The sequence below is a fragment of the Reichenbachiella agariperforans genome (assembly GCF_900142205.1).
GTDB lineage: Bacteria > Bacteroidota > Bacteroidia > Cytophagales > Cyclobacteriaceae > Reichenbachiella > Reichenbachiella agariperforans.
In genome coordinates this window covers 13,766-36,997 of sequence record NZ_FRAA01000012.1, presented here as the reverse complement: position 1 = coordinate 36,997, position 23,232 = coordinate 13,766, and the positions used below count along the sequence as shown (strand labels likewise).

Sequence of the window (23,232 nt, the reverse complement as noted above, 5' to 3'; positions counted from 1 at the left end):
GGCTAAAAGTAGTGAGTTAAACCAAACGCTAAATTAACAGCCGTTAACATTGAGGACAAAGCATTTGCAGGATAACTTTCCTTCTAGGTGGGAAAAGGCATAAGAAATGATTCCCACCATCAGGAGATTATAGGAGTGTCAATCAACTGCGACACGCCAGTAGAGCAGCTAATATCCAAAAGAGGTTTGTTCTCCTCATCCCGAATGACCAATTTTGGCAATGAAAACAAAGACACATGAAAATCCACTTCGAAAACACTGTATATAGTCCACAGGAGTTTGTCCAACTCGCCAGCACTGTCCCTTCCTATGCCGCGCTGTTTGCATTCATCGAGGGATGGCTATCAGATCAAAAAACTTTTCATTTTCAGTCGTCTGGCTCTACGGGAAAGCCAAAAAAAATAGAAATCAAACGTAGACAAATAGAAACCAGTGTCTTCGCCAGTGCCAGAGCACTATCCCTGAGTCCCAAAGATCGGGTATTGCTCTGTCTGAGCCCTGCCTACATCGCCTCCACCATGATGATGGCCAGAGCGCTCATCCTCGACATGGACATCTACATCGAAAAACCCAGCGCTAACCCGCTGCACCTGCTGGACCACCCTATAGACTTTGCGTCCTTCGTCCCTTTCCAGATCTACAAAATGATCGAAGACCGCAGCTTTGGTCAACTGGAAGGAATCAAAAACATACTCATCGGTGGCGCACCACTCTCTGGCGAAGCTTTTGATATTTTGTCGTCTCTCAACACCAACATCTACCTGACCTACGGCATGACCGAGACGGTCAGTCACATCGCACTCATGAAGGTACAAGGCAAGAGCGAAGACGCATACTATGACGTGATCGATGGTGTCAAAATAGGTCAAGACGAGGCACAATGCCTCAACATATCAGGCATCATCACGGACAATCAACGCATCCAAACGACGGATGTCGTTCAGATTTTGTCTCCCAAGAAATTTCTATGGCTAGGCAGGGCGGATTTCGTAATCAACTCTGGCGGCATCAAAATCCATCCGGAGCAGTTGGAAAAAACCATCGCATCGCTACTACCTCAGACGCACTACTTCATCAGCAGCGTAGCAGACACGCAGCTGGGCAGCAAGTGCGTATTGATCACAGAAACTGCCATCACCGATGCGCTCTTCGGTCAGATACAGGCACTGATCACCGATCAGTTCTCCAAACACCACAGTCCAAAGGAACAGCATACCATCACGCCCTTTATCACGACCGAAAGCGGAAAACTCAACCGAAAAACCACCATGCAACAGCTACACTAGGACTAGATTACACTAGAGTTTCACCACGACTTTGCCTGTAGACTTACCACTCTGAAACAGCTTGATGGCATCATGCAGCTGATCGAAAGCAAAAACACTCCCTACGAAGGGCTTGCCCAAATCCAGCTTGTTCATCGCCACCAATAGCTCATCCATGATCTCTACCTTCTCATACAGCCAGATCAGGTTGAATCCCATCACCGATTTGTTCTCCTGTATCATCTGCTGTGGATCTAGTTTGGGACGGGTGAGAAACTTCCAGAGCAGTTTGAAGTAGTTGGGTTTAGAGCCCGGAGAGGCGAACTGCGAGGCACCCACGACGACCATTCTGCCCTGAGGCGCCATGGTCTTGTAGCCCGCCTTAAAGATCTCTCCCCCGATCGTCTCTATAATCACATTGAGCTCACGATCGCCCAGCGACTTTTTCAAATCCGCTTCGAATGCCTTGCTACGCACGATCGAAGCATCAAACCCTTCGCGTGCCAGCACGTCCAGTTTTCGGTCACTGCCGACTGTACCTACTGTGAACGCCTCGTAGCACTTGGCTATGCGGTTGGCCAGTATCCCTACACCACCTGCCCCACTGTGGATCAGGACATTCTGCCCTTTTTTCAATCCCCCGAGATAGACCAGCGCATAGTAGGCGGTCAGTCCCTGTACGAGAAACGCCGCGCCCTCCTCCTCTGTCCAGCCCTCAGGCAACGGTACGATGTGCCTATCGTCGATATTGAGACGCGAGGCATAGCCCCCAAAGCGCGTCACGCCCATGACTTTGTCCCCTTTCTTGTAGGTGGTGACCTGATCGCCGACTTGATCCACCACACCACAAAACTCTAGCCCAGGCACGAAACTCCCCTTAGGCGTGGCACTGTACAGCCCATGGATGGCAAATACATCTGCAAAATTGAGCCCGATGGTTTTGACCTCCACTTGCACCTCATTGGGTTGTGGAGCGGAGATTTCTTCTTCTACTAGTTTGAGGTTGGCGGTAGAGCCGACTTTATCGATTCGGTAAGCTTGTCTGAGCATGTTGACTTGTTTTATTGGGATACAAAAGTAAACAAAACCGCCAACCTAGCCTTTAACCAATAGCTCCCAATAATGAATAACCAACCGCACTACGCAAAACCTATTTGAGGACACAAACATTGTTTTTGGGAAAGATCCTGCTGGTGCGCTCAAGGAAAGGCAACAAGAAAGAATAGAGTGCTGATTGGTCAGCTGAGGCATGACACATGCCCTTAAGATACGGTCGCATTACAAATGCTGCCGAACGAGATGGGCAGTAGCCCAGAGTCCTATCTTGAGAACGACCATTCCCATCCCTAGACTTAAGAAAAGAGGCTATGAAAGTATGATTTAATGAACTGGGGCGGAGCGTAAAGAAAAAATCTGTTAAACGTTTTTAGCGAGGAGCCGTTCCTGTTGATCGGGAGTGCTTGAGTCACGAATGACCATTCCTCGGTATTCTATTGATTCTGAGCGGAGCGGCGGTGCTGTTCCCCGCACACCTTCGGTCACGCAGCATGGGCATTCGCTATACGCACTGTTACAGGCAGTTTTTAATAATCACTTCGTTCCGTAGTTGAGTAAGGCAGATAATCAATTCACCCACATAAGTTGATTTTTCAATCATTTGTTCGTTCGAGTATGACGGAGCTAGTGTTGCCACAAGTTCTGAGGCTTGTTGCCTATAAATGTCTGTGAGTTTGGTGTTGTAAAAACCAACTAATCGTCCGTTTTCATCAAATCCACCTGAAGATGTTATAAGTTGATCTTCAAGATTTTCGATTGCTTTAGTGGCTTCACAATCGCTGACAACATTCTTAAAGGCGGTTGCTTGGTTCCAATAGTGAGCAGTCATAAGCTCAGTGTAATGTTCTTTTAATTGAGGTGGAGTGTTCAATGGAATAATATCCCACACGATCATGATTACTGGAAGAAATATCAAAGCCAGTTCAGCTCCGATAATGTTGGGGTTGAGCCAAATGTATATAGTTCCAACTACGATAGAGAGTACTGATAAAGCTGCGGTAATAATCATCATTTCAGAATTGCCAGGTAAGCGCAGAATTTTCATCAAAGTGTAAATGACAATTGATACTGTTGTTACTGATATTGATATGAGAAATGCAGAGGCTAATTTCTTACCGCTTTGTAGAATTTCTTTTCTGCTGTTCAGAGTTATGTAGATTAGTAATATGGGAAGTACTATAAAAAGCATCAGCAGGCCAATAGACTTGAGTTCGGGTATGAATTGCAGTACTATTCCAAATATGGCTGTAACTAAGATGCCATTCTTAAAGTTGATCTTCATTCGGTTCGGTTAATTGCCTGTAACGTTTAGTGTATGGTGCGTGTCCCGAAGGGTATGCACTATAAACAGTGTTGTGTACAGTTATTTTATTAGTCCTTTTTTTATTCTGATAAACTCATTTGAGAACTCTTTTGCTTGTCTAATACTTTTTATTAAGGATATAGTTTCCTTATTATATTGTGCTTTAACAGTCCAATTATACGAACCGTGAATAACAGTATTAAAATCAATTACACAGAATTTGTTGTGCATTAAACTAGTTTTAGAAGTCCAATATATTTCAAAATGATTATTGAGTTTATCTTTTAATTTAGAGTTGATTTTATCATCATTAAGGATAATTTGAACGTTAAGACCTTCCTTCTTTTTTAAGAATAATGCATTAGCAATATCTGCATTCGTAAACCACGCAACCGCTATCCAAATGGTATACTTAGCATCAGTAATTTCTTGAATTATTAAATCTTGAATTTTGTCAAATTGTGAAATAATATTTACACCATCTGTCCCATTCAAATCAGTTAAGAATTGAGTCAATTGTGTATTGTCATAATTTTGATTGACTCGAATTGCTAAATCTAATATTTGACTTTTTCCCAATCCCACAAGTCGTGAATAAACATAATTACGTTTGCTTTTAAATGCTTCATCAATTGTTCCTTTTTCAAGTCCCAAGTTTTCGCAAAGCTTTGGTAAAATATTAGCAGATTCCGCTATTAATGTCTCTTGAATTAATTGAGAAAACTTCTTAGCATCATTATCAGAAATGTTTCTTTTCTCGCTTAGACTTTTTGTCGGTTCAACAAGTGAATCAGAGATGTAGTCAATTATTCCTTGCAAGTTGGCTTTTAAATCATATGCTTCCGTTATAAACTCAGGTTCTAAGTCTAATCTTTCAAGCATTTTTTGCAACTCATTATCATCTACTCTTTGAGCAGAAAAAAAGAACCTTTTGACAAGGTCTTTAAAGGAAAAAAGGTAAGCAGTGATTTTATCTGGGTCATCACTCGGAGAACAGTGTCCTAAAGGGAATTCCTCAATTTCTTGAGATAAGTTTATGACTCTTTCAATTACTTTAGACATGATTCTGTTTATTGTACACAACACTTCGCTATACGCAATTGCGTATATATACTATTGGTATCAACACTACGACAGTCATTGATATATCCCCAAGAATACCCCTTAGCCCTGATAGATACAAGCAAGCGAGTCTCTAAGATCAAAGTACGGCCTATATATACCTAGATACAGGGGGGCTATTCAGTGAAGTGTGTCGGGATATGCTCCTGACGCCTCCGAGTCTTCGGATTTGTTCCTGACGCCATCAGGAAGGAAACCGTGACGCTAAATACTGTCCTGCAGGCTGCAGAAAGGGGCTGTTTTTGTCTTTTCAAAAACCCGTGCAGGTTTGACTCAAAGTCTGCACGGGTTTGACCTAAAGTCTGCGCAGATTCGGAGCAAAGTCTGCGCAGGTTTGATCTAAAGTCTGCGCGGGTTCGGAGCAAAGTCTGCGCGGGTTCGGAGCAAAGTCTGCACGGGTTTTCTAGCAAACCTGTACAGGTTTAGCATAAAGTCACAGCAGGTTTGTGGCAAAGTATCAGTAGGTTTTTGGTAAAGCTTCAGTAGGTTTGGGACAAAGTCTGCGCAGACAGATCAAAAGAGGTGTAACTATAGAAGTCTGAAATCCATATTATACGTAGGTGCCCCTTGAGCTCAACGAATTTAACAGTATTGTATGCCGCCCCTCTGACTCCCCTGGTCGTAGCGTCCGCTCGATGATAAGTAGCTTAACACCAAGTCCCCTTCCTCTCCTGCATACTGTCTGGCAATCCACTCTCTCCGGCTTTCTGCATTTGCTTTATCCTCCAAGATATCCGAACCTACTAGCGTATCGGTGAGAGCTGCGTTCCACCGAAGCTGACCAAATGCTCAGTTCGCACATGCACTATGACGCCATGTTATCTTCCTTTTTTCGTTTTGACAGTTTGTTCTTGGTTGCGTAGTTCAATGAATTTATTGCGATAATCTTCAAATTTGAACGTATCCATAATCAAATTGTAGCAAAATGAAGCTTTGTAAAGTTCTGGTACATACCATTTTTGATTGGATTTCTGTAGTTTTTCAAGCATCTCAGATGGTGCGTAATACATTACTGTTCGCGTTCCGTGTTGGTTGGAAAGTTCAGATACAAAATTAGCCAAATCAGTCGGATACATTTTTTGGTAGGTTTCGTATGGTAGCAAGAACAACTTCCCGTTCGCAATAACTTTGAAAGTCACTTCGTCTTCTGTTTTCATTGTTAGAAAGCCAAGTTCGACTAGCTGATTCCAGATGTTGCCGATGTTAGGCGTTGAATCCATTGGAGAAAGTTCAACCCTCTCACCATCAACGTTCTTAATCAGATATCGCTTATAGTTCCAGATGCTATCCTGATTATATGTTAGTTCGAGGTAAGAGGAATAGAACCAAGGGCTTGATATCGTGAACTTAAATTCGAAGATGTTCGCAGAATCGTAAGGTTTATCAAATAGAGTTGAGTCGTTGTTCGGTTCAAATGAAAACTGACATTGCCCAGTTAGTGGGCCTAAAAGTATGAGAAAAACTAATATCGGCTTCATGGTGCATGGAAGATAACGCCTATACATCATTCGTGCTGATTGTAAGGCAGATTGTTTCGGTTACAATATAGCTGAATCGCAGATTCAGCGGGGCTGGAGTAAGCTCATATCTATCCTCTAGCAGCCAAAAGCATAAATTGATGTATGATGTTATGTGTTTTTTCTTTTAAGCATATTAGTTATCATATATACGAAGTTGAGTAATAGAACACTTGGAATAATACAGAAAACCCCAATTACGGAATATGTGTATGACGACCCACTCAGTATTGAATTCAATTTCTTTGGGGTATGCTCATATGGGAATAAATACACAAATATCATTAACACAACACCAATAATGCTTTGAATAAGTAGGGAATAGTTGAGGATATTAACTAAGAGTTGGAACGTGATTTTTTTGTATAGCCTCTTCTTCAATGCTTGAAAAACAATGGGAGTTAGAAATAGAATTGTCACTACTATGGTAACTATTTCGATGTGAGCTACAATCATTTGACAATAGAGATTCTGCTCTTATATTTTTCAACGAAAACTTTAGCTTCTCTTAGATTCTCGGGGTAATTCACATTTATTAAGATGTCATCATCCATTATGCGTTGATATGAAAACCCTTCATTATAGAGATATTCTACAGTTTTCCATTTTCCTTTATCTGTTCGTTTTGGAGGTCGAAACCTATGCGGCATTAAATTCATCAATTCACCACAATCTGGACAGTTAGATGCTCTGATATCATTAAAATCAAGACCTATACTAAAAGACTTTCTGCATTTAAAGCAAATATTTTTATGTCCCATTGTTGATTTAAATTCTCAGTCTTTACACATAACACCCGAGTATGTGACACCATGTCACATATCCGCAATGTATCTTTAACTAATCTAGTAGTTTTTTTATGGTTGCCAAACCTTTGACTGCTACATGGGTGTAAATTTCTGTGGTTCGTAACGAATTATGCACCAGCAAGGTCTGTATGTAGCGCAAGTCTGTGCCAGACTCTAGCAAATGCCTGAAAAAGAAAAGAAAAAGTATGAGGCTTGCGAATTCTAGCTACTGAGGCTGCTCTTGCTACGATTTTGGAGACACTGGTTTCTCCCCCTGCAGCCTACGAGAAGGTTTCCGAGCACTCGGATTTATCCCTGCGGCTTACTCCTTCATCACTTTGGTTTGGATCTCCTCCTCTCCCGAGCGAACCGTGAGCAAGTACATGCCTGTTTGCCAAGCAGACATATCGATGGCATTGTCACCCGATGACAACTGCAAGCGAGCCAGCGCTTGACCTTCTAGGCTGTAGACGGTCGCTTCACCACTCTCATGACTCCCGATATCGATTTTCAGTTGGTTTTGCACAGGGTTGGGGTAGACTTGGACATCTATCTGCGGCGCTGACTGTGCCTCACTGATATCCGCCACTCTCGACCCTCCATTGGACCAGACGAAGGCATCCAGTGCCCAAGTCGGCTGGCCATTGCTCTGCCAGCAGTGCTTGCCATAGCCTGCCCAGTTGTTGTAGCCCTGTGGCTCCCAATAGAACACCCCCAAACTACCGTTGGCTGCTGATTGGTTGATGATTTCGTAGAGCGCATCGTAGGACGTAGCGATCGGTGAGGCAGCCATGCCTACTTCGCAGAGCATGGTACTCTTGCCGTAGCGGTTGGATAGGTAGCCGATGTTGTATGCGTAGTTGCTCACCGTAGATTGCCAAGAAGATCCCGGATACAGCGAAAGCCCAATAATGTCATAGGTCGCTCCATAACTCGCCAAGCCATCCAGGTTCCATTGCAACACAGACAGGTTCTCGCCATTCGCGAGATGCACGATAGTCTTTGCATTCGGGAATACCGATTTGGAGGCATTGTTCCCCGTATTGACCAACCAAGCGTAGTTCTGAAAACCATTGGTGGATGCTTTGCCCAGAGGCCACATCATCCCATCATTGGTCTCGTTACCGATCTGAACCCATTTGGGGGTTACGCCTGCATTTTTGACAGCTGTCAAAACACTGACCGTATGGTTCCATACGGCATTCATCATCTGGCTCATGTTGTAGCCTGACCATGCCGCTGGTGGAGTTTGATGGCCTGGATCTGCCCAAGTGTCACTGTAGTGAAAATCAATCATCACATCCATCCCGGCATTCTTGGCCCATACCGCTTTGGTAACGACATCACTTTGGTTGTTCCATCCACTGGCAGGGTTGACCCACACACGGAGGCGGATAGCACTCATGTGGTGATCCTTGAGGATGTCATGTAGTGGTGTACTGTATCCGCTATCATCGTACCACTGATAGCCCGAGGCGATCATCTCACTCTGCCAACTGATGTCGGCTCCTTTGACGAATTGTGCGTGTGCCAAAGGAGAAATCAGGCATAGCACGAGTGTACAGAGGATGATTCCCATCCTCTTGGTTAAAAATGTAAACATAATCTAGTCTATTTAAGTTATTAGCCCCTCACTTGAGAGGCGATCATAATCATTGCTTTTCATGCTGTTGTTGTGGAAAAGAAATAATCATGGGCGCAACGGACGGTTGCGCCATAGACCTGATTTGACCTTATGCTACTTTGTCAAGCGTATGCTTTCGATGCTGTATTGGTAAGTCTCCTGTCCCCCGATAGAAATCTGTATCGATTCGACCCGAGAGATGTCTAGCTGCTCCACTACGGCACTGCGCTCGAAGTAGTAGGGCAAAAAGCCCGGGTAGGGTCTCGGTAGCGTCACCAGCTGCGTCGGTTTCAGATCTGCCAGCGCCAAACGGTAATCCTTCGCTTCTGCACCGAGCGTCACTGTCGCCCCAAAACTACTCCCGTCCTCACCGATGAGTGTGACCGTCACAGGCGTGTCGCGCTGCGAGCTTCCTCGGAGCACCAGCTTCGTATAGCCTGCCAACGCTGCGGCTCTCGCCCCGATCACATCTCCAAAATATGACCGCACCGAATAGTCCGTCATGAGGCTCTTGTCTTCGTTGGTGGGCAACTGCTCCATATCGAGGGTCAAGGTAGACTTGGCAGGCTCAGCACTCGGCAGCAATGCCACGTCTGAGGACCACACCCAGTTCAGCTCTTCAAAATCCCGCGCTGCATCGAAGAGATATAGATCCGAATCCTCGCCCACGACTCTCGTGGTATAGGTCGCCTCTTGGTAAAAATCCCAATCCTTCGGTGCGCCCATCACTCCAGCAGGATAGGTCTTCGTCCCCTCCTCAGTCTCCACGAGCAGATAATAACTGAAATACCCCGCTTTGACCGCCTCCGCAGGGACCGTCACTGCATAACTATAACCCGCCGTTCGTTGCATGTCGTAGGTCTTTGCGCCCCATGTATTGGGGAGGATTTTGACCGATGCAGGTGCGGATGCACTGACGACCTCCGCCTCTATCTCTAGTGCTGTGCCAGCGGTCACTTCCTGTGTCGCGCTGTGCAGTACGACAGTCTCTTCGAGGGTAGTCGCAGGGGCGGTGTACTCCCCTAGTCTGATGTTTTTATAGGTATCTGCTGCGCTCCACTTTACGGCTTTCCCCTTGCGGGAAATGAGGTACGTGCCGGGAGATACAGCGACAGTCTGCCCTTCTGCTTTTCCGCTCACGGCATTTCCTGTATTGATGCCTTGGATGGAAAAATCCTTTCCCAAATCGGGCAACTGCACCGTCATCGGCCAAGTATTCCATACGATATCGGCGAGCTTCTTGTCAGGGCTATTGGTGCCAAACAAGTTGTCGATCCACACGGCATCCGGCATCACCTCTAGTCTCCAGACTCCTTTCTCCAGTTGGTCGAGGAAGTAAGCCCCTCTCCCCTCGTACTGTACCACGGCAGAGTTGCCAAAGCCAGCGATCTCTTTCAGTTTCTTCGTATTGGACGGTAGGGTACTCGTGTGATTCGTATAGTAGAATTTGTCCTCCGTGACCATCTCTGCTAGATCCTCCTCGTAGCTGACGCGAAAGGCTTCAAAAGACGCATTGGCTGGATAGGCCCCATAGTCCGCATACACGGGCACTTGGTGAAACACCTCCGAACATATCTTCAAACTCAGCGCCTTTTGCGGAGCATATACTAGATTCATGTAGTGGGTATCGTACTCGGTATTGTTGGCAGCCATGTAGGTCGGGTCATAGGCAAAATGTGTCGCCCACTGGATCCCCGCTGTACGAAAACTCCGCGCCATGGCAGGGTAAATGTACGAGCGGCCCACGTCTGCTGCATCAAATTCGTAGACCACTTTCGCTCCTTTCTTGAAGCCCTCGTGTGCCTTGAACGGGATATCGTAGTTGTCCACGTTAGGCAAAAGGTTGCCTCCGATTTCTTCGCCAGACCCTAGTCCAGTAGGATACCACTGAAAGGTCCCACCATCGATCCCTGCTGCGTAGTAGGCATCCTCTAGGTGTATGCTGTGGCTGACGTTGTAGAAGATCGGCTTTTGGCAGCCTGTCTTCTTCATCGCCTGCACCATCTTGCTGACGAATGCCGTCACTTTCTCTATCGACTCGTCGTGGTGCGGCTCATTGCTCACCTCGAATGCCACGATATCTGGATCGTCCTTGTAGGCAACTCCTGTGTAGGGATTGACGTGATTGAGAAACTGATAGAGATAGTTGGCCTGCGCCTCTATGGCATCCGGATTAGTCAAACAATCCTCTTTGCCGTACTTGTTGGCAAAGCCTGGTGTTTTCTCCGCTGGTTCGGGCCAGCCGTTGTCCCAAAACGCAATCGGTGTGATGAGGAACTTCATGTTACGCTCCTTCATTTTCATGAGCATGTAATCGAACAGCTCCAAATGCTCGTTTTCGATCAAATTGCCCAACGAGTCACAGATCTCAGTGTCCCAGACGTGTACACGGTAGGCATCAAATCCCAATCGTGCAAAATGATACACATCTTTGTCGATCTCCGCTTTGATGTCTACCCCTTGGCGCATGGCCGTGCGGTAGGCATGCGCAAACGGCACGGTATAGTTGACCCCAAAACCCTGCACCTCGGTCTGGTCTGGCCAGTGCATGATTCCGTTGGCATCCACGGTCACATCAGTACGGCTACCCGTGCTGTTTTGTCCCTGCGATGTATGCACCAGCATCACCGCGATTATCATCAGATATATATGTTTCATCGTAAAAATCTTTCGCAATACACTCCCCTTCAGCCTATCTCGCGATAGCTGTCCGGTGTATTTTTCTATGTCCTTGTTTGTGCTTACTTGGCGCGTAGGGAGTCCTTACTCCTGCCCCTCATAGGTAGCGGTCATGTAGTCAAATCCGGCATTGGCATTGCCGTCATAATCAAAAAATGCGTTGTTCTCCCAAGCAGAGCCTGTACCCCAGAGATCCTTCATCTCCGAAGAAATCCAAGCGGGCTCCCAATAGATGACACCCATTCCGCCGGCATTGATCATGCTCTGCGTGATGGATTGCAACAAATCCGATTGTCCAGTCGGCGTGTATGGATAGCCTGACAGTGCCTCTTCTCCACCGAAGAGGTTGTTGTAACTATCGGCTCCCTCGGTCGTCCATGGGTAGGCTGTCTCTAGGATCATCACGTCCTTACGGTATTTGGCCTTGAAGCCCGCAACCGTCTCCTCCAACTGCGACAGACCAATCGTCGTGTGCCACAGTGGGTAATATGAAAATCCGATGATGTCGTACCCCGATAGTCCGAGGTTGTCAAACCACCAGTCGACGTTCTTGGGATCAGCGACGTGTAGGATGACCTGAGTATCCACCGTAGCGTTGGCTTCTACATCGTTGACGGCCAAGATGCCCTTGTTGATCACCGCTCTAAAATTCGTCCAACTGTCGTTGCACACGTTGCAATTTGGGAAAGCCGCTTTGGCATCCGAGTACATCATGCCACAGTTGGTCTCATTGCCTAACTGTACGTACTCTGGCATCAGGCCTTTGTCGTTGAGATAGGTCAGTGTCTTGTGCGTGTAGTTGTAAACCGAGTCCTCTAGCACCGCGATATCTGTGATATCTGCCCATGCCTCAGGCACATACTGCTTCTCTGGGTCTGCCCAGGTATCACTGTAGTGAAAATCCAAAAGTACCTGCATCCCTGCGGCCTTGCTCGCGACGATCGCACGCTCCACATCGGCTAGATCATTGTACATCTGGGTTCCGTCCTCGCCGTAGACCTCTTGTGTCCAAGTCGGCGTGTGCCACAGTCTGAGCCTCACGATTTGGTTTCCCTTGTCGGCAAAAATCTCGTAAGGATTCGTCTCCTGTCCTTCTACTTGAAAAATCCCTCCTTGGTCCAAAATCTGATTGACATAAGACAAATCAGCGCCAAACTGAAAATCAACTACTTCCGGCTCTGGTTCTGGATCGGGATCAGGAGTTGATCCTTCGTCCTCACTGCAGTTCCACAGGGTCAACAACATCAAAAAGGCGAATAGGAGGTTCATCTTGGGTATCTGATTCATGTTACAAAACATCTAATTTAAACCTGAAATATTGACCAAAGGAAGCCTCTGGTCAATATTTGAGGCATAAAAAGTTAAAAGTACAATATTTAAAAGCCGCTCTTCGGCTGACAGTTTTCGACAGCCCACGGCTATCTGTTTGGTTCTAAGGCTATCTCGGAGCAACTACACGCCACGAGATAGTTTAGTCATTGCTTATTGAGTCAACTCGATGGTTTTGGCCGTCAAGTCAATGGCTATCGCATAGCTACCGGTCTCTCCCACTACTACAAAATTGCTGTCTGCATCTTCGTTGTCTCCGAGTACTTCCGTCACCGAACCTTCGGCGAAGTAGCTGTACCCGAACACAGGGTCGCTCCAGTTGTCCATTTCACCAAAGAATCTAAACGAAGACCCGTTGGTAAAATCGGTAGTCCCTTCGAACTTGCCATCCCCGAGGTAAGTCAGTTCGTAGGCTGTCCCAAAAGACCACCCTTGGTCATCGCCCACCAAAAACAGCGTCGTGACTTCCGTTGGTGTTTCTTCCTCTTCCTCCTCTTCTTCTTCTAACTCTCCAGCGACCATCTCGATCGTCTTCTCGTTGAGGTTCACTGTGATCGTATAAGCTCCCGTGGCTGCACCGTTGGTAAAGTTGTTGTCTGCAGGTCCGCCGTCCGTCAAATCAGCAGGGATCGTACCTCCTTCGAAGTAGGTATAATTGTACTGTGTAGCAGCCCAATCGGCGTGCTCAAAGAATCTCCAAATACTCCCCTGCGTGAAAGTGGTCGTCCCTTCGAACACACCCGGAGCAATCGCTCCCAACTGGAAAGCCGTATTGGTATCCCATCCCTGGTCATCACCAATGATATACAGCGTCGGCGCATCTTCCATCGTGATGGTCTTGGTGTTGAGGTTCACTGTAATCTGATAGTCTTGATCGGTGCTCGTATACTGGAAGTTGGCGTCACCATCCCCCGAATTGATCAACACATCGGGTATCGTTCCACCTTCGAAATAGTCTGCATTCCACTGGGTAGCATCCCAAGCCGGCGTCTCGAAGAATCGGAAAAATCCGTCAGCCACAAATGGGCCGATCCCCACGTACTCACCTGGACCTGTGCTTTCTAATACCATAGGCGCACCAAGATCCCAATTTTGGGCATCCCCTATCAAATAGATCGGAGGAAATGTCGTCGCGTAAGGAGTCACCGTTGCGCTGATTACATTAGAATAAACAGGGGCAACTCCTTCTCCTATAGAGGATGCTACTCTAAAATCAACCGCATAAGCTTGTTCAGCTGTAGCCCCCATACCTAGAATCGTAGTGTTCAACGAAGCATTAGCTATCACCAAACTGTCCGCCTGCGTCGTACCTAATCCCTTAGCCTCTGCAAACTCGGTACCTGCAGCAGCTACTTGGAGCGTATAAGTCACAGATGCCGAAAAACCATAATCAGCTTCTGTCCATTCAAACTCATCAAATGCCTCGGCACCCTCGTCATATAGCAAGGTATAGCTACTAGAAGGCAGCTCCGACAATTCGTTCACCGCTGATTCTGAATCCAAAACCGCTTTTTCTACTAATTCCTCCTCACAAGAAATCAACACCAATGAGGCCAGAATGAATGTGTATATTTTTATGATATTCTTCATGTCTCTATGTTTTAATAACCGTCAGTTGGGGTAAGATTTGGGTTGGCAACTAGCTGTGCTGAAGGCACCGGAAAAACATTTCGGTAACTATCTGTAGCTACCCCTTCCTTCACTTTTCCTTTCCATGGCCATTGGTAATCCCCTGTCGTGAACTTGCCAAATCTGACCAAATCCGTACGTCTGTGTCCTTCCCAAAAAAGCTCTCTCGCTCTCTCATCCAAGATAAAATCCAAATCCAAATTGGCATCAGCTACCTCCCCAGAATTGTCACCATAGGCGCGTGTGCGTAGTTCATTGACGTAGGTCAAAGCCTGTGCACGTGTTCCCCCTTCTCCACCACGAAGCACTGCTTCGGCGTACATCAGGTAGGCATCCGCCAATCTAAACAGTGGAAAGTCAGTATCTACCTGTACACTCTGATTAGAATCCGATAGATCTCCATTCAACTTTCTATTTCTAAACTTAGTGACAGCATAGCCATTAGAGAACAGACTGATATCATCAATCTCTAAGCTCTGTCCATCCGTCCAAAACAACGCTCTGCTGTCATTGGTCATGTCAAACTTATTGACCAAAGCTGAGGTCGTCCTCAACCCAGACCAAGCATCGCTGGTCCCGAACATACCCTCTGCGTCCATAGATCCACCGATTTGAGAGTGTAAAATGTATGTCATACCGCCCCAAGTCTGCGTCTGTATCCCATCATAAGTGATCGCAAAGATCATCTCAGGGCTTTCATCGTTGTCCGCTACAAAACTGTATCTATAATCCGTAGGAATCGTGTATCCTCCTGCGAGTACAGTCTGTAGTGCAGCCAAACATTCGTCATACTTGTCTTCACCGATGTACACCTCAGCGTTGAGGTATAACTTAGCGAGCAACATAGACGCAGCACCCTGATCCGCTCGTCCATATTCGAATCCCGCCGCTCCTAATGTCGGCATCATATCAGATAACTCCCCCTCCACATACGCGAACAAATCCTCACGTGTGATACGCTCCGGAAAAAATGCTCCTGGCAAGTTCTCTTCGGTCACGAATGGCATAGCGCCAAAAAGATCCAATCCATGTGAATAAGCTAAAGCACGTAGGAATCTCGCCTCCGCTTGAAATGTCTTGATTTCATCTTCCTCTTTGCCTTCGGTCACTCTGATATACTCGTTGCACAGTGCGACGGTGTACATGATGCGCGAGTGCATCGCTGCGATAAAACCGTCATTGGCAGTCCATGTGTGCCAGTGAAAATCCTTGATCGTCGCATCGTTCCAAGACAAAACCGCCTCATCAGTGGTCAACTCTTGGTGATTCCAATATTGTCTCAGGTAGTTACCAAACCCTTCATCTATCCCTTCAATATCTGGATAGCCATCTGGTCCCTGCTGTCCACTAAGTGCTAGAGTCGCGTACAGTTTTGCCAAGCCTTCTTTGTAATCCGCCACGGTCTCATAGACCTTGTCAGAACCTACTACATCTGGATCGGTTGGACTCACATCCAAATCATTGACACAGGACACGAGGGTCAGCAGGCACAATGATAGTATCGATATATAAATATTATTTGCTTTCATTTTTATGCTGTTTTCGGATTAAAAATTAAGGTTAAGACCTACCAAATAGGTTCTAGGCCGTGGGTAGATATTGTTGTCTATCCCTCCATCAACCTCAGGGTCTATCCCCTCATAATCTGTGATGACAAAAGCATTTTGAACCGTAAAGCTCAATCTTGCTTTTAGCTTGTTCTCAAACAATCCGTCTAGCGTATAGCCTAAACTGATGTTGTCCATCTTGAAGAACGATGCGTCCTGTACGTACATATCTGACCAGTACTGCGGTACAGAAAAACCAATCTCAGCAGCTGACTGTCTGATGTTTCCAAAGTAGCCATTGGCCGACGATTGATACAAGCTCGATAGCGAATTATCCGCTAGTCCATTGTTATATACATAATTGCCTATGCTCCATCTCCCTGAGAAAGAGAAATCGATGTTTTTGTAATTCAATCTAGAGTTGATCCCGACAAGGACATCCGCATTTGGATTTTGATTGTGGTACTTGTTGAACTGGTTGCTGATCACTTCACCGCCTTCTTCTGTTCTATCTACATAGATTCCTTCGAGTGCATTGCCATTGGCATCATACACCTGCTGAAAAGTATAAAAAGCGTATGGTGCATGTCCGACAGTCAAGATTTGAATCTTGTTGTCCGTCCCACCAGCAATAGCCCCTACTTGTACGCCTGGGTCGTTAGGATCATTGGTTTTACTGAGTTGTGTAATCTCTCTGGTGTTGTAAGTAAAGTTCGCTCCGACAGACCAGGTAAAGTCAGCCTTAGACACCAATCTACCCGTCAGCGACACCTCTAACCCACTGATTTCCATAGACCCCACATTGGTGATCAGGTAGTTGCTAAAGTTACTCCCATCTGCGATCGGAATATTGTTGAGCAGATCATCCGTCGTCTTCTGATAGTATTCGATGCTACCCGAGAGTTTGTCATCCCAAAACCCAAAATCCAGACCGATGTTATAAGTAGTCGTTTCTTCCCACTTGAGATTAGCGTCATAAGCAGCCGGTCTCAGTGTGTTGTAATAATCATTGCCAAACTGTACCGATGCACCTGTTGTACTTCTGAGGTACTTTGCAATCGCAGGATAATAAGGATCTACCAAATCAGGCGATAGGCCTTGCTGTCCAGTCACCCCATATCCCAATCTCAATTTCAACATGGAGAGTGAAGGAACACCCTCCAAGAATGACTCATTGTGCAGATTCCAAGCTAGTGCCAATGATGGGAACAGTCCCCACTGGTTGTCTCCAATGAACCGTGATGAACCGTCTTGTCTCACTGTAGCAGTCAGTACATAGCGGCTGTCATAGTCATAGATCAACCGCCCGTAGAACGACACCAAGAAGTTCTCATCCGAATCCTTCGTATCCTGTACCACTTGTGTACCATCGGTGTTTCTATCAAATGTCGTCCCTGCTCTCTCCCAGTGCTGCCACGAATATCCACCAATCACGTCGACGCTATGCTGACCAAACTTCTTATTATAGTTAAGATAAAACTCTAAAAGCTCAGAATTCGACTCGCTCGTATAGTCAAGCAAACGTCCGTTGTCTCCTGTATAATCCCTGTAAGTCCATGTCGTCCCTGGTAGCGCATTGTCCACCCCATCCGTACTTGTTCTGTCCATACCAAGGTTAAGATTTGCTTTCAATTCAGGAAAGAAATGAAATTTGTAATCCAACTGTACATTACCAATGAATCGGTTGACATCTGCCGTGTTTTCTCTCAACTCCAACATCGCTACTGGGTTGCTGATGAACGTATTGGCTGGACCTTCTGGGTCGATGCTGCCGTCAGGTAGTGTCGTGGTGGTATAGGCAAAATAGCCATTGTAGCGGCTGTTGCCATTGTAGACTGGCTGTGTTGGATCAAAATTAACCGCAGAGCCTACCGCTCCTTCGTCTCCAAAATTAGAGTTAGCCAAAGTCCCTTTGGCGTTGACATTGACTTTCAAATGGTTGTCAAGTAGACTAGGACTCAAATTCAATGACAAAGAATGACGTGTCGTAGAAGTCGTCTTGAGTATACCGTTTTGATCCGTAAATCCATAAGACGCTCTGAAAGGAATACCTCCTGCGGCTCCTGAAACACTTACGTTATGGTTTTGAGAAATAGCCGTTTCGAATATCTCCTTTTGCCAATCGGTGTTTTCATCACCCAACTTTCTCAATGCTGCATCATCAATCCCGCTAAAATCAGAGCCGTTTAGACCTGTCACCAACTCTCTGTATTCATCTCCTGTAAGCACATCTACATATTTGGTCGGTGTACTGACTGATACTTGGCTATTGAGGTTTACTTTTAGTTTTCCCGATTTCCCTTTTTTGGTCGTAATCAAGATGACACCATTGGATGCACGTGAACCGTAGATCGCTGCTGCAGAAGCGTCCTTTAGTACTGTGAAAGATTCGATATCATTTGGGTTCAAAGTATTGAGCGGGTTGGACAATCCACTCACTGCGCCATCGTCGATTGGAAAACCGTCAATTACGATCAGTGGGTCGTTGGTCGCTCCCCCTAAAGAAGATCCTCCTCTAATACGAATGGTAGAGGCACTACCCGGTGCGCCCCCAGCGCTGGTCACTGAGACCCCTGCCATACGGCCTGTTAATAGGTCTTGTGGTGAAGTAGTCACGCCTTGATTAAAATCTGTGTCTCCTAAAGTAGCCACTGCACCTGTGACATCATCTTTTTCCACTTCCCCATAGCCTATCACGACTATTTCGGAGAGAGTCGCTACATCGAGATTCAAAGTCACATCTACAGCAGATCTACCTGCCACGAGGGATTCCTGTGTTTCATACCCTACAAAAGAAAATACCAAAATGGCATCTTCGGATTTAAGAGTCATCGAAAACTGGCCGTCTATATTAGTTACTGTACCGTTGGTTGTACCTTTTTCTAAGACACTGACCCCTGGCATTCCTCCTGGTTCGTCGACAGCTGTCACAGTACCTGTCACGCTCTGTTGAGCGAAGGCTATGACTGCCCCGAATAGGATGAAACAAATTATTAGTAGTTGCTTTTTCATACGCTCATGCTTATTAGTTTGATAGTAGTTCAATAATCTTACTCAAAACTAGATATTAGCTTTTCTCGTCACTTGCACAAATCATACACAAACTATGAACTTTAATCCATTTTCATGTTTTAAAGCGCGATTAAGCCTGTTTATACACAAATTAGCAACGTGACTGTAGCTAAGCTGTATGCGTGCAAGAGCATCACTGGAATCCCAAGCATACAGGTCGATTGGTTATATTGCAAGCAGATTTTGTAGTACATGAAAACAAACAAACAACTACCCATTTCATTTCTTATTGGACTCATGGTTCTATACAGTTTTTTGGCTCCAGCCCAAGAGCTGTACTTCTCGACCTTATCGATGCGGGATGGGTTACCCACCAACATCATGGCGGGGGTCACCCAAGATCAGTATGATTTTATTTGGGTGAGTACAGGTAGTGGTTTGGCTCGATATGATGGCAACAAATTTACTTTATTTAAGAAAGGTGAAGCGGACAATACGCTCCCATCCAACGAACTAACCTCTGTCGTGTCTATTGGTGACTACATCTGGGTTGGTAGCTGGGACGGACTTTGCAAAGTCAACGTCAAGACCTTTGAAATCACACGAATCGACTTACAGGGAGCCAATACCATTCGCACGCTGCATGTAGGGCAGCAGGATGTACTATGGATAGGGACTGCCAAAGGACTAATCCGCTACGACCTCACCACTGACAATTTCGAACGGCTAAACAATGAACAACATAGCCTCTCGCACAATATGGTGCGTAGTATCTATGAAGACCAAAATGGTACGGTATGGGTAGGCACCTATGATGGTCTCAATCTCCTCAAAAAGGGGCGAAGACAATTCGAACAAGTGACACTAACCAATCCGCCTGCTACCAACCAAAATCACCTAGTCCTAGACATCAAACCCTCGATCAACCACGACCCTAATATTTGGATAGGGACGGAACTCGGCCTCTACCGTATCAACACGAATACACTGGAAAGCTATTCGTTCACGGCTTATAATCCCTCGTTTAGCAACCCCGTCATTAAGTGGATCTATCCCGATACCGAAGGAAAACTCTGGCTAGGAACTGATTTTGGTCTCAACATCTTCGACCCCATCACGAAGACCAACTCGACACATTTTCACAATCCTCAGCTCCCCTACTCCATCGCCAACAATGTCGTGATTCAAATCTTCGAGGATAAAAGTGGTGTCATCTGGTTCGTCACCTCCAACGGACTGAGCCGGATCAACAAGTACGGTAACTTCTACACCTTTCACGACATCACCTACGAGGCAGGTGGTCGTGCGATTGGCAACCAGATTAAGTCCTTTCTCATTAGCCGAACGGGAGACTACTGGCTCGCAACCCAACACGGTGTGATCCAACTCGACCCTCATACGGGAAAGAAAAAAATCTTCAATACAGCCAGCTCTGCGGACCAAAGACTCCTTCTCGATAATGTATCTACCCTAGAAGAAGACCAGTTTGGACAGATATGGATAGGTACTGCCAGTGGGATCAACATCTGGGACGAGCAATCCCAAAGCATGACCGCCATCAAGGCTGCCCCTAGCAATGGGCTACAATCCAACTATATCGGCAATTTCACCCAGCAGGATGATGGCACACTCTGGGTCAGCGCATGGCAGGGTGGATTATACAAGATAGAAGGAGATCTAAAGGCTCACTCCGATCTACGATTCAAAGAGGTCTCCAGTCTAGCGTCAGGATCAGAAAAACACATCTATGGCGCAGGATACATCTGGACGATCGAGTATGACCAACTATACCGTGTCCATACTGAATCACTGGAGAGCACCCCAGTGATTGCCTTCAATAAATTAGCCGCCAACCGCATGATCTATACCCTCTACTGCTCCGATAGTGGAGAGATATGGGCTGGCACTCTCAATGGCCTCATCCAATACGACCCCTCATCACACCAAGTGACATGGCATCCGTTTTTGACGGACAATGACGAGATCGTCACCAGTATCATAGAAGACGATGCAGGAAACATTTGGAGCGTCACCAACTCCTCGCTGCAAAAACTCTCTGCAACGACGAAACATTTCGAAATCTTCCCACTGGATCACAACCTACCGATCAAGAGCTTCTATTTCGGCTGTGTAGTCAAAAACAAAAATGGCCAAATCCTCTTCGGTGGAGACAACGGATTTATCAGTTTCGTGCCGAATCAAGCCACACCCAATGCCTACATCCCCTCCGTGTATGTCACCGACCTAGACATCAACAACCGACACATCTCCATAGGAGAAGAGCTGGATGGTCGCACACTACTGACACAAGACATCTCCTTTGTCGAACATCTCGAACTAGACTATGACGAACGGTCTTTTGCACTGCAATTTTCCTCATTGGACTTTTGGCAACCCAACAAGAACCTTTATACCTACCGCCTCGAAGGGTTCGAAGACAACTGGCATCAGGTGTCAGGCGCGAACAACCTTGCCATCTACTCCAACGTCAAAGCAGGTGACTATACCTTCGTCGTGCGTGCGATCAACTACTACGGTCTAGAAACTGAGGCGGTCACACGTCTACAGATGACCATCAACCCACCGCTATTCCTCAATGGCTACTTCATCACCTTGTACATCGTCATGCTCTTGGTCTTCATCTACTATGCGCTCAAAACCTACTCGACGAGAGTACATCTCAAGAACCAACTGCAGATCACACGACTCGAAGTAAAACACGCTGAAGAAATCGAGCGAACCAAAGAAGTCTTTTTCACCAATATCTCCCACGAACTCCGTACACCGATCAGCCTCATCCTCCCTCCGATTCACCAAGTACAGCATACAGGTACACTAGATACAGAAAGTAAAACACTGATTGCCCTAGCAGAAAAAAATGCGGAAAGACTACTCCGTCTGGTTAATCAGATTTTGGATTTCAACAAAATGGAGAACGACACCCTACAGCTCAAAGTCCGGCTCGTAGCACTCGTAGCATACTGCGAGGAAGTCTTTTCTATGTTTAGCGACAAGGCGCAAAGAGGACATATTCATTTTCTATTCGAAAAAAATATCCCCGAGCAAGAGGTCTGGATAGATGCCGAAAAAGTAGAGACGGTACTATTCAACCTTCTTTCCAATGCTTTCAAATTCACCTCCAGAGAAGGGTTCATTAAAATGACTGTATCGATCGATACGCAGTACCCAGCGTACAAGGAAGGCGCATTCAAGATAGAGGTCAGTGACTCAGGAGTCGGCATCTCTGAGGAAGACCAAGGCAGAATCTTCGAACGATTCTATCAAGCCCAAGACGGCAAACGCAAAGAATCTGGCAGTGGCATAGGACTGACGCTCGCTGCTGAATATGTCGCACTGCACCACGGTAACATCTCCGTCAAAAGTAGCCCTGGAATGGGAACAAGCTTCACCGTCCACCTCCCCCTAGGCAAAACCCACCTCCCCGTGGATACCTTGGCAGCTGATGCACAAGTCGAGATTCGGGCGACCCCTTCGGTACATGGCAGACAGAACGGCTCGAAGTTCTACCAACTGGATCTCGCCTCTGATAAGCCGCTCGTGCTCATCATAGAGGACAACAACGACATGGTAGACTTCATCCGTACTAGCCTCAACCATAAATACAATTTCGTCGCTGCAGAAAACGGACAAGAAGGGTTGCTCAAAGCCAACAACTTCCTACCTCAAGTCATCATCAGTGACATCATGATGCCCATCATGGACGGGCTCACGCTCTGCAAGGAAATCAAGAACAACCCCAAAACCAGTCACGTATCAGTAATTCTCTTGACGGCCAAAGCCCTACTTTCGCATCGTATAGAAGGGATCAAAACCGGAGCGGATGCTTACATCACCAAACCCTTTGAGATTGAACTCCTCGAAGCACACATAGACCAGTTGATCCAGCGCAAAAAAGAACTAACAGAATTCTTCAGAAATGATCTCATCCCTTTGCCTAGCGAGTCTCAAGCCGCCAACAACGAGGACAACATCTTCGTCAAGCGCGTCATGGATATCATAGAAGCAAATATTGCCAATTCGGAACTCACCGTAGACATGATCAGCAGCGAGATGGCCATGAGCTCAACCCACCTCTACCGAAAACTCAAAGCCAATACCGACCACTCTGCCAAAGAGATCATCCAAAAGTACCGGCTCAAAAAGGCTTCCCTCCTGCTTCAAAACAAGGAAGGCAACATCACCGAGATCATGTACCAAGTGGGATTCTCTAGCTTATCCTACTTTTCGAAATGCTTCAAATCAGAATTTGGGCTATCCCCCAAAAAGTACCAAGAAAGGTTTGAAACAGAAAAGAAAAAAGTTCAATAACAGCCACCTCCTTCTCTTTATCACGCTTTATG

General features: G+C 46.2%; 13 protein-coding genes. 2 read left to right on the top strand and 11 right to left on the bottom strand.

From position 1 onward, the window contains the following. The first annotated feature begins 236 nt into the window (after positions 1-236). Entirely contained in the window at positions 237-1,286 is a 1,050-nt protein-coding gene (locus BUB99_RS19365; RefSeq protein ID WP_073125477.1) for an AMP-binding protein, read from the top strand. Between the two features lie 12 nt (positions 1,287-1,298). On the opposite strand, the gene BUB99_RS19360 is transcribed toward BUB99_RS19365, so the two are convergent. The 11 genes from BUB99_RS19360 to BUB99_RS19300 form a co-directional block, all read right to left on the bottom strand. Beyond that, the gene (locus BUB99_RS19360; protein ID WP_073125474.1) at positions 1,299-2,315 is read right to left on the bottom strand and encodes a zinc-binding dehydrogenase; all 1,017 of its coding nucleotides are present in this window, start codon (positions 2,313-2,315) and stop codon (positions 1,299-1,301) included. Positions 2,316-2,835: 520 nt separating this feature from the next. Beyond that, positions 2,836-3,603, bottom strand: coding sequence for a hypothetical protein (locus BUB99_RS19355; protein WP_073125471.1), 768 nt, complete (start codon positions 3,601-3,603; stop codon positions 2,836-2,838). An 81-nt stretch (positions 3,604-3,684) separates the two neighbouring features. After that, entirely contained in the window at positions 3,685-4,686 is a 1,002-nt protein-coding gene (locus BUB99_RS19350) for a phospholipase D-like domain-containing protein (RefSeq protein ID WP_073125468.1), read from the bottom strand. An 878-nt stretch (positions 4,687-5,564) separates the two neighbouring features. Next, positions 5,565-5,966: a hypothetical protein gene (locus tag BUB99_RS20295; RefSeq protein ID WP_139281111.1), complete on the bottom strand. Its 402-nt coding sequence runs from the start codon at positions 5,964-5,966 to the stop codon at positions 5,565-5,567. A 1,137-nt stretch (positions 5,967-7,103) separates the two neighbouring features. Beyond that, positions 7,104-7,193, bottom strand: coding sequence for a hypothetical protein (locus BUB99_RS19330; RefSeq protein ID WP_407691733.1), 90 nt, complete (start codon positions 7,191-7,193; stop codon positions 7,104-7,106). Between the two features lie 180 nt (positions 7,194-7,373). Continuing rightward, a complete protein-coding gene (locus BUB99_RS19325) occupies positions 7,374-8,654 on the bottom strand; it encodes a glycosyl hydrolase 53 family protein (protein WP_170863856.1) in 1,281 nt (426 codons plus the stop codon). A 135-nt stretch (positions 8,655-8,789) separates the two neighbouring features. Further along, the gene (locus tag BUB99_RS19320; RefSeq protein WP_073125454.1) at positions 8,790-11,333 is read right to left on the bottom strand and encodes a glycoside hydrolase 5 family protein; all 2,544 of its coding nucleotides are present in this window, start codon (positions 11,331-11,333) and stop codon (positions 8,790-8,792) included. Between the two features lie 105 nt (positions 11,334-11,438). Continuing rightward, positions 11,439-12,641 (bottom strand): glycoside hydrolase family 53 protein, encoded by a 1,203-nt coding sequence (locus BUB99_RS19315; protein ID WP_073125451.1) that lies wholly within the window; start codon positions 12,639-12,641, stop codon positions 11,439-11,441. Between the two features lie 195 nt (positions 12,642-12,836). Continuing rightward, on the bottom strand, positions 12,837-14,273 hold the full coding sequence (locus tag BUB99_RS19310; protein WP_073125449.1) for a SusE domain-containing protein: 1,437 nt from the start codon (positions 14,271-14,273) through the stop codon (positions 12,837-12,839). Positions 14,274-14,284: 11 nt separating this feature from the next. Beyond that, positions 14,285-15,841 carry a RagB/SusD family nutrient uptake outer membrane protein gene (locus BUB99_RS19305; RefSeq protein ID WP_073125446.1) on the bottom strand — a complete coding sequence of 519 codons (1,557 nt, stop codon included), beginning with the start codon at positions 15,839-15,841 and terminating at the stop codon, positions 14,285-14,287. Between the two features lie 18 nt (positions 15,842-15,859). Further along, positions 15,860-18,871, bottom strand: a complete 3,012-nt coding sequence (locus tag BUB99_RS19300; protein ID WP_073125444.1) for a SusC/RagA family TonB-linked outer membrane protein — start codon at positions 18,869-18,871, stop codon at positions 15,860-15,862. 252 nt (positions 18,872-19,123) lie between these two features. Between BUB99_RS19300 and BUB99_RS19295 the strand changes: the two genes are divergently transcribed. Beyond that, complete coding sequence (locus BUB99_RS19295) at positions 19,124-23,200, top strand: hybrid sensor histidine kinase/response regulator transcription factor (protein ID WP_073125442.1); 4,077 nt, start codon at positions 19,124-19,126, stop codon at positions 23,198-23,200. Positions 23,201-23,232 lie beyond the last annotated feature (32 nt).

What these genes read in the sequence shown, in the direction of transcription:
- BUB99_RS19365 (WP_073125477.1), top strand. Translation starts at nt 237, where the DNA reads ATGAAAATCCACTTCGAAAACACTGTATATAGTCCACAGGAGTTTGTC.
- BUB99_RS19360 (WP_073125474.1), bottom strand. Translation starts at nt 2,315, where the DNA reads ATGCTCAGACAAGCTTACCGAATCGATAAAGTCGGCTCTACCGCCAAC.
- BUB99_RS19355 (WP_073125471.1), bottom strand. Translation starts at nt 3,603, where the DNA reads ATGAAGATCAACTTTAAGAATGGCATCTTAGTTACAGCCATATTTGGA.
- BUB99_RS19350 (WP_073125468.1), bottom strand. Translation starts at nt 4,686, where the DNA reads ATGTCTAAAGTAATTGAAAGAGTCATAAACTTATCTCAAGAAATTGAG.
- BUB99_RS20295 (WP_139281111.1), bottom strand. Translation starts at nt 5,966, where the DNA reads ATGGATTCAACGCCTAACATCGGCAACATCTGGAATCAGCTAGTCGAA.
- BUB99_RS19325 (WP_170863856.1), bottom strand. Translation starts at nt 8,654, where the DNA reads ATGTTTACATTTTTAACCAAGAGGATGGGAATCATCCTCTGTACACTC.
- BUB99_RS19320 (WP_073125454.1), bottom strand. Translation starts at nt 11,333, where the DNA reads ATGAAACATATATATCTGATGATAATCGCGGTGATGCTGGTGCATACA.
- BUB99_RS19315 (WP_073125451.1), bottom strand. Translation starts at nt 12,641, where the DNA reads ATGAATCAGATACCCAAGATGAACCTCCTATTCGCCTTTTTGATGTTG.
- BUB99_RS19310 (WP_073125449.1), bottom strand. Translation starts at nt 14,273, where the DNA reads ATGAAGAATATCATAAAAATATACACATTCATTCTGGCCTCATTGGTG.
- BUB99_RS19305 (WP_073125446.1), bottom strand. Translation starts at nt 15,841, where the DNA reads ATGAAAGCAAATAATATTTATATATCGATACTATCATTGTGCCTGCTG.
- BUB99_RS19300 (WP_073125444.1), bottom strand. Translation starts at nt 18,871, where the DNA reads ATGAAAAAGCAACTACTAATAATTTGTTTCATCCTATTCGGGGCAGTC.
- BUB99_RS19295 (WP_073125442.1), top strand. Translation starts at nt 19,124, where the DNA reads ATGAAAACAAACAAACAACTACCCATTTCATTTCTTATTGGACTCATG.